Below are 17864 nucleotides of genomic sequence, written 5' to 3'. Positions count from 1 at the left end.
GTTTGCCGCCCAACGAGGCTGAGCGCAGTTATTGGCTTGGCTATAACAATGTGGCCAAAATTAGTTGACCACTACAGTTTGAAAGTTTTACTGGTTTTGACTTCGGACTCATAGACGGGCATCAGGTCTTTGAGCTGGTTCACGCCATAGCGCGAAAAGCAGCGATACAAGCTAGCGCGGGAAGCGGCGGAATTGATGAATTCCCAGGTGATGACCAGCATGTCATCCAGCGGTAGTAACAAGAGCCGTCGTAGTTCGACCACGATGATTTCCTGCTCGAGCGTCAACATGGTGTGCAGCGTATGTGGGCAATACGAACGAGCCTGAGTATCCGTGCGCGATTTCCATTTGCGAGCGGTGGCCTTGGTGAGGATGTATTGCTTGGTCAAGGCATCGACAGACAGCGGAGAGGCTTGAATCTCGGTGCGAACTCTGGGCGTGGTGCGAGCTTGGGGATGGATTTTGCTCATGCGGCTTGGGATGCAGTAAGTTGGTTAATCAAATCATGCATGATATCCCTCGCCATGAACAAGGGCCAACTACGCATTGGGATATGATTATCCGAAACTAAACATCTAGGAAACCTGAGGCGATTCAAAAATTAAAATCAACTAAAGGAGAATTTATAATATCTGACCACAGACTAAATTAAACGGCCACCACAATATAAAAAAGACTGAACATAAATAACAGAGTGCAAATATGAATTAAAAGCACTAGAAAAAATAAACACCTATACTAGACTTCAAATCGTTTCAATAGCAAAGTTTCACACAAAACTTCATAACCTTCCATTTCAATTAATCATCCACAAAATGAATACCCAAACAGCCAAGATGAAAAAAGAATATGAATTAAATGACATAGTTCATAGCACGAGAAAAATTAGCGTAACTCTACCTAATTTAGTTTTTTACTACTGCAATTACAAGACTGATAATTACAACGACATAAGTCTTAGAAATTATGTCGACAGCCTTACTTATAACCAGCTACGAAGCTCTAGCACAAAAAGAAAAATTGAGTTTTTAGCCGGGCGACTTCTAGCAAAAAAAGCACTATCAGATTTCGGTGAAAATGTCTGCCTTATCAGCATAAAGAAAAATCATTTGCCTGCATGGCCAGAAAAATATATTGGCTCAATAAGCCATTCAAATGGAGCGGCCATTTCGATCGTCGCTAGAAAAAGTGAATATCAGGGAATTGGCATTGACATAGAAAGTTACATGGAGGATGCAACCACAAAGGAAATAGAGAAAAAGATACTAACTACGGACGACTTTATCTTTTTTAAAAAAACACCCCTAGACAAAACAATAATTACATTAATTTTTTCAGCAAAAGAGAGTTTATTTAAAGCCTTATATCCTGAAGCAGGGCATTATTTTAGCTTTAAAGCTGCAAAAATTGAATTAATAAATTTTCAAAAAGGACTCATCTCATTAAAACTTTTAACCACACTGAGCCCAACACTGCAAAAGGGCAGCTGTTTTAATGGATTTTTTAAACTAGATACAGACCACGTTTATACTTGCATTCTCAACCCCAAACAAAAAAATTAGCTTACCCCCAGGAAGCAATTAACAGATAAATTATTCTTGATAGCACTACCGCATTGAAAAAAGACATAATAATAAAATAACAAAATAGCCCAGCCTTATCAAAACCGAGCTCGTCAAATAAAGTACAAGAACAACCATGTCTTTAAAGATGTCTGCTATTCATCAAACAAACAGCATAATCACAAGCGCGCGCGGTTAATGCCATATAAGTAAGTGTAGGATGTATATTTGAGGAAGATGTCATACAAGCACCATCAGTGATGAACAAATTTCTTATATCATGCGATTGATTATATTTATTTAATACCGAAGAGGCTGGATCGTCCCCCATTCTTGCAGTTCCCATTTCATGTACCGCAGCTCCCCCATTAGGCAGTTTTGCACTAGTAGTAATTGACTCAAATCCAGAAATCTCTAAAATCGATTTGGCTTCTTTTGCCATGTCTTGAGCAATTAGCTCCTCATTCACGCCAAATTGAAAATTAACCATTATTTCTGGAAAACCAAATCGATCAGTTTTGTCAAAATTTAGAGCAATATAATTATCATAGCGAGGCAAACATTCTCCAAAACCCATTATTGAGACTTGGCAGGCAGAGCTAAATACCTGGTCACTAGGCAGGCAACCCGCTTGAGCATGACTATACTCTACACCTCCTTCCCACAATATAAATCCATAGCCACGCAAAAAATCAGAACTTTGTTTAGAAACGTTTTTAAATCGGGGAATATGTGAAATTGTAGGCCTATTTTTATTATGGTTGTTACTGCCACGATGCGAGAAACTACTATTCATACCAACAGCTGAAATAATACCAAAATGATCCATTAAATAATGGCCAAGAACGCCACTTCTATTTGCCAAACCATTAGGAAATGATGAGCACCGTGAATTCAACAGAATAGCGGTACTTGATATTGTGGATGCACACAAAAAGAAAATACGGGCAAAAATTTTTTGCTTGGAATATGTTTTAGTATTAATTATTTCAACAGATGAAATTCTTTCACTATTATCATCGTATTCAAACTTTAGAGCTCGCGAATTTGTTAGGACAGTTAGATTGCCTGTTGATTTGGCAGCTACAAGCGTCGAATTTGTACTCTTAAAAAGCGCGTCCGTATCATGAACAAGCATATTAGAGCCTGAATATTTTTTTCGGCCCATATGATCTTTAGTTAATACCCCGACACGGCCAATAGTTAGAGTTCTATCGGCAAATGACGATTTGATAGATTTTAATATATGTTTTTCGATCTTAGATAGCTGCATTGCTGGCAAAAAAACTGAATCAGGAGCGTGTGCCAGTCCTTCTGCATTACCACTAACGCCAACAAATTTTTCTACATAGCTATACCATGGCTCTAAATCTTTATACCGAATAGGCCAGTCTATTCCGTTAGAATCAAGTTTGTTTGCAGTAAAATCGAGATCTGACCAGCGATAGCATCCGCCCCCCCATAAATTAGAGCGTCCTCCTAAGACATCTGTTCGAATCCAATCAAAAGGTTTATTTTCATCAAAAAAGTAGCCATTTTCTTTGTCATTATTAAAAATATGAGCACTTTTTTCATTAAACATATAGCTTTTTTCTTGAATAAAGTACTCTTCTTTTCTTATGTGTTCAGAAAGTGGGGGGGCATGACAGACCTGCCCTTCATCAGATAAATCTTTACCTTGCTCAATGACTAAAACTTTAAAACCTTTCTCACAAAATTCTTTAGCTGCCCATCCACCAGTAATACCTGAACCAACAATAACAACATCAAAATCATTACGCATAAAAATCTACTAAATTCCAAATAAAAAATATATAACTCAATCAATCAAAGAGATTTTATTTAGAAAAGAAGTAGCAACCTCCTTGTCAAATACTTTAATTTTCGCAAGGTTAGCTGCAATCCTAGCAAAATTTGCTGGTTTATTTGTATTAAGCAATATGATTTTAATCTTCATGAGAGCAGATGAAACATTTTTGCACTGGGCAATCTCATCATCAAAGTTTACACTATACTTCTCCGCGATATACATCATTTTTTTGACAAGTATTCTTTTATGCTCTTCAAGCACATGAATGTGTCGAATATCAGCTCTCTGCCGCTCTGGAATAGATTTAATATCTTTGTCAAGCAACAAAAAATACTCAATTAAAACATCATAGACTGCGACTCCAAATGAAACTCGCTTAGTATAAAAATTATTAGACTCTCTTGAATTAAGCCCATTAATATAATCCAACAAATCACTCTTGAGTAGATCTAGGTTAAATGGATATCCATAAGGATAATCAGCAAAATCATATATTCTAGCTTTAACAAACAATGAATTTTGATCGTGGATCTGACCTGACTTAATCATTTCAGACATGCTAGAAATTGCAGCTTGTATTAAAGATGAGTCAACCTTGTAAAATGAAAATTTCTGATAAATATCTCCATCTTCAAGGCCAAACCCGGCAGTCAAAAATTCATTCGAATTTTCATCATACCCATAAATTAGACAGTGATGAGGAAATTTCGAATCACCATTTTTCGAATAATATGGGCTAAATGGAAGCTTCGCTTCATCAAGAAATATAATAGGGTAAAATCCTTTCTTAATTTGTGAAACCAACATTTCCTCTAGCACTGATAGAGGGATGCAATCAAAAATATCGTACCCAACAATCCTATAATACAGAAATGGATTGTTGCACAAAAGCTCTTCTTGCCCCCCCCGCCAATAATCAATGAACAGCTCAATTCCTCGTTCATAATAATCATTATTACAAGCAATTTGTGCAAAATTAGAGAAAAACCAATCTTCAGTTTCCTTATAGCACTCTGTGATTCCCAACAGATATGACCATCTTGGAAAGCTCAAAATAGAAGGGGTACAAATAGGCAAGGATATTTTCATTTGGCCGCCAATATGTTTATACAAAACTCTCATAATTTAATATCAATAACTGATTGCATTATACTGATTAAATAAGGCAATCAAACTTAGTCGAGTTTACGCCCCAGACAACAATTAAAGTATGGGCTCATTTCTTGCAAACGTTCGAAAATCGCGAATCACCTCACATGCGTCTTTAGCAAAGCGCTCCAAAGAGGTATCTAAACTTGCTAATGAAACATACATTGTCTCTTCAACATCAGGAGTAAGATGGTATCCACGATATCGCATTTCTTGATAAAACCGAGCATAAATTAAACTAGATTGTTTTGAAATATCTTCGTGATCGTCTATTGCATGCCCTTCTGGAAGAAAGATAAATGCAAAAACACTTCCTTTTCTAGCAAAGATAAAATTCAGATCGTATTCTTTTTTATATTTTCCAATACAATCTTGTAATAATTTACCCTTTCTTTCCAATTCGGAATATGTAGCAGGATCAGAAAGAACCTTTAGAGTCGCGAGTCCTGCAGCCATAGTTAGCGGATTTCCTGCAAAAGTACCTCCTTGAAGGATTTGCTCTTGGTCAAGTAAATCCATTAGCACTTTTCGACCACCAAAAGCTCCAACGGGAGTTCCACCACCGATGATTTTCCCAAAAGTTACAATATCAGGCTCGACGCCTAGTAAATTACTAACTGGCCCATAATTAAACCTAAACCCTGAAATAACTTCATCAAAAATTAACAACGATTCTTCTTGATTGCATATCAAGCGCAATTCTTTTAAAAACTCACTATGTGGCTCAATGAGTGACATATTGCAAGCAATAGGCTCAATAACCACTGCAGCAATTTCCCGATGGAATTTCTTGAATACATTTTTAACTTCTTCAATATTATTGTAACTAACAATAATATTTGACTCCATAGCTGCCGGATCTAAGCCACTTTCAATGTATTTGCTGCTAGATTTATTTTGAACCAAATCAAAGTGGCCATGGTACCCTCCCTTGAAACGAAGGATCTTAGTTCGTTTTGTATATGCGCGAGCTAGGCGTATAGCAGACATAACAGCTTCAGTACCACTACAAACAAACCGCACTTGTTCAATAAATTCTGCAGTTTTAACAATTTCTTCTGCAAGTTCAATTTCATTTAGACACATTGTTCCGTATAGCATGCCTATTTTTGCTTGCTTCTGAATTGCCTCTACTATGACAGCATGAGAATGACCAAGAATAAGCGGGCCAAATCCATACATAAAATCTATATATTTATTCTCATTACAATCAAAAATTAACTCTCCATTTCCAGAAATGGTGACAATTGGCTCAATGTCTACATTTCGGCATGCTCTTAATGGCGAACTAACGCCCCCAGGGATCACTTTTCTCCCACGCATAATTTGTTCAGTCATAATTACTCCGTATCTACTTTCAATTTATTGCTTATATGGTTAAATAAATCTAGGCTATCTTGCATTGAATTTGCCTTGAAAAATGCTGTTAAAATAGCATCAACATTTGATGGAGGTCCAATGACAAAATCGCCATTCTTCCTACGTTGAACTACATTTACTGCACCAAGTTTTTTGCATTCGTTTGCAATAAAATCTACATTCACTAAAGCACCACTTTTAGCAACTGCAAAATCATATTCCATTCCAAAAAATGAAAACTTAGCTTCCAAAATAGGGTCACTAGTTCCTAAAGAATGTAATAATTCATATGCATCTAAACCCGTGCAGATTCCAAGTAAATTCTGCGTGGTAGCACCGCCACCAGCTAAACGAGGTGCAATTTCAAGGATATACAACTTCCCATTAGAATCAAATCTAAACTCAGCATGAAATGGGGTATTATTCAGTCCTGTGCACTCAATAATATCTTTCAGAATAGAAAAAGAATTGGCCCCTTTAGTCCGGTCAAAGCTTTCTGTAATATAAGCTACTTCATGAAATGTTGGCCCAGACAAATGTGGGAATTTTTTATGGATAATAAGAGGTATAACAACGTTATTTATAACAAATCCATCAATTGCAAACTCTTTACCATCTAGGTAGGTCTCGACAATAATTTTTGCTGGAGTAGACCTATCTGCTAATGTTGTACACATACGCCGAGCTTGTGTATAAGCTCTTTTAAACGTAGCAAGATCATCTGCGCGAACAACACCTGCACTGTAAAATCCGTTTGACGGCTTTATAACAACGGGAAATTTCAAGGTTTTTAGGACTTCATCAATGGCAGCTTGAGCAGATATATCAGGTGAAAACTCAGCAAACTTGATGCAATATTTTGAAATATTCTTGTCATTCTTAAACAAAGATTTATCAGTAAATATTTTAATAGCATCTTCACCTCGGCCTGGTAGCCCTGCAATTTGTCTCAGTCGCTCAACTTCAACTTGATAGCCATCATTAAATGATACAATATCATTATAAATACTTAGTTTATCAAACCGGATTTGGTCGGGCTCGATGTATTCAACATTGTGCCCATTTTTTAGGCACCATTCGTGATGATCAACACAATCTTGAGGTCTTCCAAGAACTAAGTAATTCATTTTATTTCCTTACAAAAACATCTAGCTATATTTAGCTTCATATTTATCAGGCAAGTACATCACGAATATTTTTCCAGAATACCCTTTCACTTTCTGAAATCAATGTGAACCTATCATATATTCTACTTTGGACGGAATTAGATAATGTAGCCTCATATTTTAGTGCTAATAAGCCAAGAGCTCGCCAATGATGAAGTAGCTCTTCATATGGTTTCTGCATAGAATGAAAAATATCTAATTGCCTCAAAGTCTTATTTAAGATTAATAGACTAGGCATGACGTAAAGCACGTTTATATGCTGAAACAATCTCCTTGCGGCAATAGTTGACTCTTGATCCTCTTTCACGAAAAAACGGCTACATGCTTCTTTATAACGAAGAACCGCGTTATAGTGCTCTTCATTATCAAAAAATTTTATCGATTGATTTAATAAAGAACATCCAAAAGACTCGTATCCAAGTAACTTTCCCGAAGGGCAGTTAATTACATATGCAATACCCATATGATCGTGGACTTCTGTTTTTACAATATCATGTAAAGCCATATCTAATTGCGAGATACTTACTTGAGAAATGCATGACACTCTTTCTGTAGTAACAATCAATGGGTCATACACTTCAACTACTTGCTGATCTTTCGATATTTTTGTAATCAAAATTGCATGAAGATAAGCAGGCATTTTTGAATAATGCTCATGATACTCAAGATGCGAAGTATTAACCCAAACGATTGCCCCCTGATAATTAGCTATCGCTAATTCTAAAGTTTCTAACCAACCCTCTCCTGATATAGAAAATCTATCAATACTCAATCCCACTGCCTGGCATCCTGACAAACCTACATTTAGAACTGGAAAAGAAAATTCTGGATAACCATGCTCATCTAAGCAAGACTTAAACAAAAAACCATGACCTTGTTCAAAAATGACAGCTTCATCCAAAGTAATTGCTTTACGTGCAGCTAACTCTACCAAAGCACCTGTAAAGCAATTCAGTGCATTCGTTTTTAATTGTTTAGTATATTGATTAATCACTGAGACACTAGGCATAGCTTAAAACCAAGTTATTTGTTTGTTTTTTTGTGGCATTAGCTATTTTTAACAAATATATTACACCAATAATAAATTCAAATACTGAACCGATAATCCATATTATCGGAAGCAATTCCGAACCACTTCCATTTGATTGCGCAACGCAATATATAATAGGGATGCTAATTAGCCACATAAAAACAACCCTTACAATCAAAATATATCTAGTCAAACCAAAACATTCTAATGTAGACGCTCCAGTCATCGACAACATAAAAGCAATAGAATAGGTCCACAATACTTGAGTCGTACTTGCGGCAATCCGCATAGTTTCTCCATTTTCATTTGGGCTGCCAAACATAGAAACAAGAAGATCAGGAATCAATATTTGAACCGTGCTAATTACCGATATATAAATAACTTCGATTAGCATCGTTGCTTTAATAATACTAGAAATTCGTCCATAATTATTACGACCAACCTCATTGCCACACAAAATACTGCAACCAATTCCAAGACCAATTATTGGTATAATTGCAACATAATTTAAGGTCAAACATATATTATTTGCGGCTAAGGCACCCGCACCTAAAATCGCTGCAATCCAGACAAATGCTGTATTACCTATTTCATCAAGACTTGACGCCCAGCCTATTGAAACCCCTACAAAAAGTCTTTCCTTTAAAATATTAAAATTCGCTTTTAAATTTTTCTCTTTTAATTTACTTATACCATTTTTAACAAAACCCTTTGGCATTAAATATAAATAACAGATTGTCATAGCAAAAGTTCCGAAGAACGTACCTATAGCTGAGCCCTGCATCCCCATCTCTGGCAATCCAAATTTTCCAAAAACAAGTCCATATATTGACACAACAGATATTAACTGCCCAACAATTCCAATTTTTAAGGTTTGGCGAGTATTTCCAATCCCGTTAAAAAATGATGAGAGAGGAATATTGATAATCATCAACGCACCAAAAAGAGTTGATAGTCGCAAAAAATCAGATTCTAGAGCTACAATTTCTACGGGTCTATTACTAAGATATGGGATTAATCCAATAAAAGGAAAGCTTGCGAGCAGTATAATAGACAATAAAACAGCAACAATAAACCCAATAAATGCCTCATACATTGCACTTTCTATTCCATTCTTACCAAACGCTTGAGCAATATAAGACCTAGATATGCTAGCTGTTGCAGTAAATAATGTAATGATAGCCATTGCAGTAAATACTGCAGGCCCTGAAGCAGCCAAAGTTTGTTCTGAGTATCTCGCGAGACATATTCTATCAACAAGCATCATAAGCAAATTTCCTGCCATCCCCCCCATTAATGGAAGTGATACGGTTATAAGCTCACGCATTAATGATGCATTTTTTAGACAAATGTTATTCATTAAAATTACTCTTACTAGACTCTAATATTTCAATCAATTTTATTGGGCAATTATCAGGAACTATAGCAAGTAGGCATAGCAATAATCTTTCCATGCCAAAAGCAACACATGCAGAGTGCATTTTTTCCTGCAGGGTAGGATCGCCTATATTAAAAGTTGCTGTAAATAAATCACGATGCAAATTACGTGAGCCGACACTAACTGGCAATTCTTGTGGTCCTATGACTACTGCTTCAATTTTAACCTCAAGAATACGCTGAACCTTTCTAATAGCAGCCGAATCGTCACCATAAAACACATCAGTAGCAATTTCCTTCTGGATCTTAAGACCACATCGTTCGATTAAATTAATTATTAAATCAAATGCTTTATCTGCTGAACTAGCTACACTCTCACTATCACCAACAAAGACAAACTCACGCATTGAAAAACAACCAAGTCGAGTTAGATCATTTCGTCGAGGTTCAAATCGGTGGCAGTGGCCAAGAGCAGTAAAACATTTCAAAATCCAATGTTCAGGTTGATTGCGTAAACAATTGAATGTGTGATAACAAGTTGATGGATTTAGCACCCATTTCCCTGTAGTCTGTTCTTCATTTCCTTCTTGGGAATGAGGAATCACATGAAAGGGAATTGATGGAAGCTTTTTAAAAAAATCAATCTCATCAAGAATAGATTTTTCAATAACCGTTGCGCATGAATGAGGCGTTACTTGCCATTGTGATGCGATTACCTCCACTATAATCTTATTTAGTAGCTCAAAAGCTTCATTTAATTTTCCAATAAATGTATAGCTCATTAATTGGCCTTCAGATTCAATAACCGAGAGCAATCCCTTTTTTTGCAATGATTCAATCATTCTTCAATTACCACATTTGTTGATGACAGCATTTCCTCTATGCTAGCAATAAGATCGGCCCTCGAGTCAAGGTTAAATGGTTTCATAATTGCTTCATCAAAATCAGTTTCAAGAGCTTCTTCTAGCGCAACAAGTAACCGAACCTGATCAAGTGAGTCACTTACAATTAAATTTACATCGGAATCTATCGCAATCCGTTTACTTGTCGCAAGTTGTTCCAGTACTTTATTAACAATACGGTTTAAATCTTCCACAAAATATATCCTTCAATATAGAGTTTATCTAAGCCTATTTTGGCAAATGTTTCGATAGCAGTTTTAGGGTCCATGATTAGTGGCTGCCCTTTAATATTAAATGATGTATTTACCGTACATCCATAGCCGGTTTTTTTTCTGACCTCTAAGAGCAATTTATAAAACAACTCGTTGATGTCTTTGTTTACAGTCTGTATCCTCGCTGAACCGTCTTCGTGAATAACTCCCGATGCCACCTTAATTCCAATCTCAGTAGCTTTAGCTGTACAAAGCATATATTGTGTTGGGCTTAAACCTCTTGTTGTAAAAAGAATTGGCAAATCATCATCCAGTACTGCAGGTGCAAATGGGCGAAATGCTTCTCTAAATTTAACCGCACAATTAATACGGGATTTTATATTTTCGCCATTTGGCTTGGCTAGTATCGATCTATTACCCAGTGCTCTAGGTCCAAACTCCATCCCACCGTGAAACCAAGCAATAATCTTATCATCTGCTATATCTGCAGCTGCTTTTTCAAAATAATCATTTCCAATGCCAACATATGTCCATTTTAGATTGCTATCTACCTCCAGTTCATTCAACACTGATTGAATACACGATGGTTGATAGCTGGGCCCTAAATATGGATCAAATCCACTGGCTATTTTTTCTTGTCCATCAGAAGCATGCGCCGCACAAAAAGCAGCTCCTAAAGCTGTGCCGTCATCACCAGATGCAGGTTGAATAAATACGGCATCCACCAATGGCGAATTACAAATAGATTCATTTGCACGGCAATTTAAGAAAGTTCCTCCTGACAAGCATAGATGACTTATCCCGGTCTTTTTTATCCAATATTGCGTTAGCTCTTCGAGAATAGAAGTTAATCGACTTTGTAGAGCCGCGGCAAAATCATAGTGTTCTTGCGTAATTTCTTCTTTTGTTTTTCGTGCGCAAAGGCCTGTTTGTTCTTCTATAAATTTAATTATTTCTGGGTAACCCTTTTCTGGCTGTTGCAATGCATTTTTTGGCCAAGTCACTGAAATATCACCATTAGTCAAATTAATCAACTTTTTGAAAAAACTATGATATGTGATAGGTCTTCCATAGGCAGCCATTCCCATGACCTTGTATTCATCAGAATTGAATGTAAACCCTAAAAAACGAGTGCAGATTGAATAGACTAAACCTAATGAGTTTGATATAGAGTTTTTATGTATCTCTTTGAAATCGCCATTAATGCACTCGTAAATAGTTAATGAACTTATTTCTGCCATACCATCTGAAACTATACAGAGAGCATCTTTATATCCGCTGGGATAATATGCTGATGCTGCATGTGCTAAGTGATGATCGATAGAAATAAATCGCCGTTCTAAATCTTGCCATCCATTCATATTTAGTTCACTGAGAATGGATTTAGTGCTCAATACACTCTCAAAATAATCATCATTTGAAGAAAAAAACCTTTTATACTTATTGTAATTAAATCCATGCGCTATATAATCTACATCTTTTTTATTTATCCCAGCCACTTCTAAGCAGAATGCAATTGCATTACTTGGAAATTTCCCGGTTCCCTTTTCACCAGTGAACCTTTCTTCGGAAGCAGCTGCAATTACTACGCCATCTATGACAAGACATGCAGCACTATCAAGCCCTTGACAAATTCGTTCATCCAATGAATCTATTTCAGGATTTTTTGTAAGTAACATCTCTTGGGCATTTGGAAGCCCGCTAATTCCAAGAATAATCATAGATTGTGTACCGTTTTAAACAATGTAATTGCATTGTTTCCACCGAAGCCAAAAGAATTGTTTTGAACATATCTAATGGGCGTTACTTCTTTTGAATCATTCATAACCAATTTGAAATCGTATTCGAACTCATCTGGGGATATATTTGTAGGTGGAATTCGTTGCCGATCTAAAGCTAAGCAACTTGCAATTGCACCTACGCACCCTGCTGCTGCCATTAAATGACCCACGGTTCCTTTAATTGCACTTACTGCAGAATTTTTATATATTTCACTAAAAATTGCAGCTTCAACTGAATCATTTGCTTTTGTTCCTGTTCCGTGAGCAAATATTACATCGACTTCATCTGCAGAAATATGTGCGTGCTCTAGTAATTTTGAATGGCAGGCTTTTACACCATCAAAATCAGGATTCGTAGGATGTTTAGCATCATTGTTAATTGATGAAGCAACAAGTTCGGCATAAGCATTTGATGCCTCAATTGAAGACATTGAAGTTTGTATTACTAGAAAAGCAGCCCCCTCTCCTATTGTAATAAAGCGCCGATTCACTGAAAAAGGCTTACATGGCTCAGAACCCAGTGCATTCAAAATATTAAAACCTGACCATACTTTTTTTGAAAAACCATCAGCACCACCTATAATTGCAGTAGTAATTAGACCATTGCGAATCATATTCAATGCCATATCTAAAGCAACATTTCCAGATGCGCAGGTATTATGAATTGTCAACGCAGGCCCTTCTGATCCAACCGCATCAGCAACAATATTTGCTATTGAATGACTCGAGTAGATATGCTCATTCCAGCGCTTTAAATTACCTTCGACTCTCTCATCTAAAATATCAGCCTCAGCTTCATTATTCCCTATGCACACTAATGCATTTTTTAAAACTGCATCTCCTGGAGTTAGACCTGCATCTTTAACTGCTTGCAATGCAGCATGCAAGGCATACAGCGATGAGCTTGGTAATGAGCTTGGGTATTCATTCAGCTCTGACTTTATTCTTGAAAGAGAGTCTACTGGAATTAAGGACGCCCAGCATTTGTCCTTTTGTCCTTTATAAATTGGTTCAATTTGAGAAAATGCACTCTTTTTATTAAGAAGTGACTTCCAAAAATCTTCAACACCAATTCCAATTGGGCTTACAACCCCAATTCCAGTTACAAATGCACGGGTCATTTAAAATTTCCATTTAGCGAAATAGCACCAGAAATTGACAAGAGAATCGAATCATCCTTTGAAACAGTAGAATTCCATTTCATTATCTTCCCCATCCTATTTACTTCTGTTACAACACTAACATTTCCAGCCCAATCCTGTGGATTTCCCTGAATCACAATACTATCAAATTGTGCAAATACATACCCCCCACAAATGCTATGGGCATCATTTAAATTTTGAATAACCAACGCAAGATTTCCCGCAGCCTCAACTAAAGCAACTAAAGAACCAATGTGAGGATCTTTTAAAAACAAATGCTTTTCCCTCAACTCTTCAATGTTTAAATTGCACTGGGCTACGTTTCTAAAAACCAATATAAAGCCTGGTAGAAACCAATAATTTTCATTTCTCAGCGCCTTAACTTTTTTATACCTAGCCAATTTAGTATCAATTACCACACTTCTTCTTACAGGTTCTTTGTGCTTGCAAATTTCCAAACTGCATTTTACTTTTTTATTCTTCCCTATTACCCTAAAACTAGATGAGCCTTCTATTTCTATTTTTTCATTGGGGAGGACAAATTCACGGAATTTCACGTTCTCGACTCGGACCCAAACTGTAGGCTCGTTGTTAGAAGCATACTTTGTCAAACAAAGGTCAATTATCGCCACTCCTGGGACAACAGGATTTCCTGGAAAATGGAAATCAAATACATTCATTTCTGGATTAAAGCTGTATTCGCTGTTCATCCTCATGCATTCCTTGTTACAAACAAAGAATTTTGATCACCTAAAGAACAAAACTGAATGCAAGACAAAATTGGCATAGTTCTTATAGAGCAGAGAAAGTCATTAAATACGACAGCTTGATTAAAATCATGCTCTCTGCCTAAAACAATTTTTTTAACTACATTCACTCTATCTTCTTGGGCTAAAGTTGCCCTATAAGTAGTTCCTTGTAAAATAGCTCCATATGTTACAGCTGGTGTTATCTTATTTTTATCTATATTCTTTTTTTCTGCGTCTTCTAAAGCTAAATCAGAGTATATATCACCAACGAAGATGTGACAGTTAGATTCTTTATGCTCTTTTATTTTTAATAACGAGTATAAGAATGCCAGCAATGGTGTTTTCACTCCGGCATTCAGGGTTACATTCCCCCCTTTAATTTCTTTATCTATATTAATAAAAGTTGATGCGGAACTTGTTGTTGCATATGGAAATTGTTGCGCAGATATTTCTTTGTCATTATCTTTTGCCTGCTTTTGAAACCTAACCATAGAATCTATATTTCCATACTCTGTCCCAACAATAACATGATCATTTTCCTTCTTCGCATTTTCTATATTCAAACTACTCAGATACAGGCAAACTCGAGTAAAATGATCTCTAAATCGCTCACCTTTCAAATTTACAATTTCACTATAATTAGATGGTAAAGGCACGTTTACGTACGCGCCCTTACTTGGCAATGGCTCTCCACAATAATAGCCAATATTACCTAGAGAAAATTCAAAACTGCTTTTTATCATGAAGGCCACCCATCAATTGCTTTATGCGTTAATCAAGTCTTTTGCTCTGGTTATTTCAACCCAAAGAGCCTCTACAGTACGTGCATTAGCCAATGCATCTTCATTTAGTTCTATCTCATACTCTCCTTCAATTTGTAGAACCAAATCAATTAATCTTAGTGAGTCGATATCAAGATCCTCGATTAGTAATTGATTTGATTTTATTTCGAAGTTTTCATCCAACTCGGCAATTTTTTTCAAAATCTTTTCAAATGCTGCGTCCATTTTTTTTCCTTATTTAAAGTGACATTTCAGGCTGTTTAGCCTTTACAATTTCATTTTTTATATCGTGCATGTAATTCATTGTATCAATAATTGCTTGGCGGAAGCCTTCCTCCACACATTCGCGTTTACCATCGCACTCGACCAAAATGGCTTCAATACATTGGCATGTTTCTTGCGCATGCATTTCTTCTCCATACTCATCTAAATGTATTTCAAAGAAGCTTGTTTTGTTAACCTCTGGCTCATAAACTCTAGCCAAACTAATATATATCAACGCAATTTGGAAGTCTGCTTCAGTTTCAATCCCTAAAGCGTACCCTAAAGCATAATCCAGGTTATTTTGGTACCCTTTATTCATACTTTCAATAAAACGCTCAGCAGACCTAGGCATAGCACTTAATTCAACGCCTATATTTTCAATAAATTCCTTAAAAATCCCGCAATGCGACGACGGAGTATTCTCTTCGTAAATAATATCTTTAATATAGGATTTCCATACATCATTAACTTTTCTTTTTGCAGCTAATGGCAATACAACTCGCTGAAACCCATAACCTGAGCCCCAGTAATATGCGTCCAAAAATGTCTTTAGATCTTTACTGGATAATTTTCCCTCAAGTAAATCACAGTACATTTCATTATCGATATGCCCAAGCTCAAGAGCTCCATTTCGCATAAGATCATTTAGCCATTCGATACTGGAGGCGTCTTTTCGCTCCCCTATTCGAATCTCATATAATAATTTCGCTTTTTCTCTAACGGAAAAACTATTTGTCCCCTGAGCAAATCTCTCTGCCAAGCTTGAGCAGTTACTCAATTTCTTATCGCTATACACTCTCACCTCCATTAATCTCAAATAAACTACCTGTTAAATACTGATTTTCTATAATATCAAGACTAAGCTGCCCAATTTCACTTGGGGTTGCAAACCTCTTCAAAGATATTTTTTTCTTTATTTCAGATGATTTCTTTTCATCTAGATTCTTTAGCATTCCACCATCAACATACCCTGGTAAAATTGCGTTAGATCGAATATTGAATCGTCCATATTCAATGGAAATATTTTTCGAAAGAGTATTTAATGCAGACTTAGAAGATGCATAAGCCCCAGAACCAACAACCCCTCTATTTGCCGCCGTTGATGATATAAATAAAATTGAGCCACTTCTTTTTTTAAGAAAATGTGGCATTATTTTCTTAGCCACTCTTACTGCTCCATATAAATTTACATCAAAAACTTCAGCCCACACTCGCATGTCAGAGGCATGTAATAAATTCATATCTGTAATGGCAGGGGTATATATTACTGCGTCAATTTCTCCTAAAATTTCAATCGATTTCTCAATCGACTGAGAAACACTATTTTCATCCCTTACATCCATGACTAAAAAATCATTCTTGCCCTCTCTACTTGTAGAGACAACATGATATTTTCTATGCTTAGCTTCACTGATAATAGCTTCACCAATTGAACTTCCCCCGGCAATTATTAAAATGTTTCTCACTTTATTTTCTCATTGCTTACGAATGTAAATATCAACTTGCTGATGTCATACAATTTTATTACATCAAAATTTCTAGACTCGAATTTTATAGAAGTCAATAGGTATTAGCAACTACAAAAAGACAAAATATGCAAAAACCATACTCTTTTTTTCCGATTAAAAGAACTACACGGATAATTAGAATTTAACTATTTGATAATATTTAAAAGACTATTGAAAACGGGCTTCTCCAGTCTAGCAACTTTCTATTACCTTACAGGCCGAATCTTCATTCCCTCCAATCCTCGACATCCCCTGATTTCGAGGATTGGTCTCACCCGGTTCCGGGTTTTTGCCGCCATTGGCCGGCTTCAGGACTTACCAGTCCCTATGTCGCGCCTCCCCGCCATCCACACAGCGTCATCTCCCGCGTCAAATTCCATGCCACAAACGTCATCAGCGCCTGGGCTTGTACCTTGGGCGTGCCGATAAAGCGAGTCTTACGGACCCAGCCTATCGATTTCGCCCAACAGAAGCATTACTCGATTCGTTTGCGCACCTGCAGGCTGGTTTTGTAGCCCTTGCTGCGCTTGGTTCGGCCATCCACAGCACAGCCTATTTTCTTGACGGCTGTGTGCGGCTAGAGCCTCGCGCGCAAGGATCAGGATGACCCGCCGGCAGACTCCGGCAGTGGCGGTGGCCGCAATGCTGAAGTGGATTTCAAGGGCGAAACCTTCAGCAATGCCACGCATCAGTCGAAGACCGACCCGGCTGTACAAGAAAGCTAAGTTTGCTGAAGCCAAGCTGCGCCACCTGAGCCACATCCTGATGGAAAACCGCAACGGGTTAGTGGCGGATGTCGAGACCACCCAAGCCACCGGCACAGCTGAGCGCGAAGCAGCGGAAACCATGGCGGCGCGCAGGCTGTAACCGGGCAGCACGCTGGGGGCGGACAAAGGGTATGACGTGGACGCCAACATTCAGGCGCTGAAGGAGCTGGGCATCTTGTGCGACGCCCACGCTTCAAACATCGTTCCATCGACACTGAAGTGTTCGTCTGTAGTGGCACACTGAATTTGGCCACCTGATTAGAGGTGTTATGCTGCACCTCATACACAATTAGGTGACTCAATG

18 protein-coding genes are annotated in these 17864 nt (G+C 37.2%); 2 read left to right on the top strand and 16 right to left on the bottom strand.

What is annotated here, in order from left to right; translation table 11 throughout:
- Positions 1 to 71: 71 nt before the first annotated feature.
- The gene (locus L991_RS12125; protein ID WP_047395827.1) at positions 72 to 470 is read right to left on the bottom strand and encodes a hypothetical protein; all 399 of its coding nucleotides are present in this window, start codon (positions 468 to 470) and stop codon (positions 72 to 74) included.
- A gap of 345 nt (positions 471 to 815) precedes the next feature.
- Between L991_RS12125 and L991_RS12120 the strand changes: the two genes are divergently transcribed.
- Positions 816 to 1562, top strand: coding sequence for a 4'-phosphopantetheinyl transferase (locus tag L991_RS12120; protein ID WP_052190845.1), 747 nt, complete (start codon positions 816 to 818; stop codon positions 1560 to 1562).
- A 142-nt stretch (positions 1563 to 1704) separates the two neighbouring features.
- On the opposite strand, the gene L991_RS17025 is transcribed toward L991_RS12120, so the two are convergent.
- The 15 genes from L991_RS17025 to L991_RS17015 all read right to left on the bottom strand — a co-directional run bounded on the left by L991_RS17025 (position 1705) and on the right by L991_RS17015 (position 16751).
- Complete coding sequence (locus L991_RS17025; protein WP_081986658.1) at positions 1705 to 3345, bottom strand: GMC oxidoreductase; 1641 nt, start codon at positions 3343 to 3345, stop codon at positions 1705 to 1707.
- 36 nt (positions 3346 to 3381) lie between these two features.
- On the bottom strand, positions 3382 to 4461 hold the full coding sequence (locus tag L991_RS12115; protein ID WP_047395822.1) for a hypothetical protein: 1080 nt from the start codon (positions 4459 to 4461) through the stop codon (positions 3382 to 3384).
- Between the two features lie 114 nt (positions 4462 to 4575).
- Positions 4576 to 5859 (bottom strand): aspartate aminotransferase family protein, encoded by a 1284-nt coding sequence (locus L991_RS12110; RefSeq protein WP_047395820.1) that lies wholly within the window; start codon positions 5857 to 5859, stop codon positions 4576 to 4578.
- Between the two features lie 2 nt (positions 5860 to 5861).
- Complete coding sequence (locus L991_RS12105) at positions 5862 to 7007, bottom strand: acetyl-CoA carboxylase biotin carboxylase subunit family protein (protein WP_047395818.1); 1146 nt, start codon at positions 7005 to 7007, stop codon at positions 5862 to 5864.
- Between the two features lie 46 nt (positions 7008 to 7053).
- Entirely contained in the window at positions 7054 to 8055 is a 1002-nt protein-coding gene (locus tag L991_RS17335; protein ID WP_047395815.1) for a BtrH N-terminal domain-containing protein, read from the bottom strand.
- Positions 8048 to 9436, bottom strand: coding sequence for an MATE family efflux transporter (locus L991_RS12095; protein ID WP_047395813.1), 1389 nt, complete (start codon positions 9434 to 9436; stop codon positions 8048 to 8050). Before L991_RS12095 ends, L991_RS17335 begins: the two co-directional genes overlap by 8 nt.
- On the bottom strand, positions 9429 to 10295 hold the full coding sequence (locus L991_RS17330) for a hypothetical protein (protein ID WP_156129070.1): 867 nt from the start codon (positions 10293 to 10295) through the stop codon (positions 9429 to 9431). The genes L991_RS12095 and L991_RS17330 overlap by 8 nt, the downstream gene beginning before the upstream one ends.
- On the bottom strand, positions 10292 to 10549 hold the full coding sequence (locus tag L991_RS12085; RefSeq protein ID WP_047395805.1) for a hypothetical protein: 258 nt from the start codon (positions 10547 to 10549) through the stop codon (positions 10292 to 10294). Before L991_RS12085 ends, L991_RS17330 begins: the two co-directional genes overlap by 4 nt.
- The gene (locus L991_RS12080; RefSeq protein ID WP_047395803.1) at positions 10537 to 12288 is read right to left on the bottom strand and encodes a carbamoyltransferase C-terminal domain-containing protein; all 1752 of its coding nucleotides are present in this window, start codon (positions 12286 to 12288) and stop codon (positions 10537 to 10539) included. The genes L991_RS12085 and L991_RS12080 overlap by 13 nt, the downstream gene beginning before the upstream one ends.
- Positions 12285 to 13469, bottom strand: a complete 1185-nt coding sequence (locus L991_RS17020; RefSeq protein ID WP_081986657.1) for a beta-ketoacyl synthase N-terminal-like domain-containing protein — start codon at positions 13467 to 13469, stop codon at positions 12285 to 12287. Before L991_RS17020 ends, L991_RS12080 begins: the two co-directional genes overlap by 4 nt.
- Positions 13466 to 14200, bottom strand: coding sequence for a hypothetical protein (locus tag L991_RS12075; RefSeq protein WP_047395799.1), 735 nt, complete (start codon positions 14198 to 14200; stop codon positions 13466 to 13468). The genes L991_RS17020 and L991_RS12075 overlap by 4 nt, the downstream gene beginning before the upstream one ends.
- A 2-nt stretch (positions 14201 to 14202) precedes the next feature.
- On the bottom strand, positions 14203 to 14982 hold the full coding sequence (locus L991_RS12070) for a hypothetical protein (RefSeq protein WP_156129068.1): 780 nt from the start codon (positions 14980 to 14982) through the stop codon (positions 14203 to 14205).
- Positions 14983 to 15003: 21 nt separating this feature from the next.
- Positions 15004 to 15246 (bottom strand): acyl carrier protein, encoded by a 243-nt coding sequence (locus tag L991_RS12065; RefSeq protein WP_047395795.1) that lies wholly within the window; start codon positions 15244 to 15246, stop codon positions 15004 to 15006.
- A gap of 13 nt (positions 15247 to 15259) precedes the next feature.
- Positions 15260 to 16081: a hypothetical protein gene (locus L991_RS12060; RefSeq protein WP_081986656.1), complete on the bottom strand. Its 822-nt coding sequence runs from the start codon at positions 16079 to 16081 to the stop codon at positions 15260 to 15262.
- Positions 16074 to 16751: an SDR family NAD(P)-dependent oxidoreductase gene (locus tag L991_RS17015; RefSeq protein WP_081986655.1), complete on the bottom strand. Its 678-nt coding sequence runs from the start codon at positions 16749 to 16751 to the stop codon at positions 16074 to 16076. Before L991_RS17015 ends, L991_RS12060 begins: the two co-directional genes overlap by 8 nt.
- 684 nt (positions 16752 to 17435) lie before the next feature.
- Between L991_RS17015 and L991_RS12055 the strand changes: the two genes are divergently transcribed.
- Positions 17436 to 17660: a hypothetical protein gene (locus L991_RS12055; protein ID WP_156129067.1), complete on the top strand. Its 225-nt coding sequence runs from the start codon at positions 17436 to 17438 to the stop codon at positions 17658 to 17660.
- Positions 17661 to 17864 lie beyond the last annotated feature (204 nt).

The sequence above is a fragment of the Chitinibacter sp. ZOR0017 genome (assembly GCF_000799095.1).
GTDB classification, from domain to species: domain Bacteria; phylum Pseudomonadota; class Gammaproteobacteria; order Burkholderiales; family Chitinibacteraceae; genus Chitinibacter; species Chitinibacter tainanensis.
The sequence above is the reverse complement of the archived record's forward strand: the minus strand, read 5'-3'. Positions and strand labels throughout refer to the sequence as shown.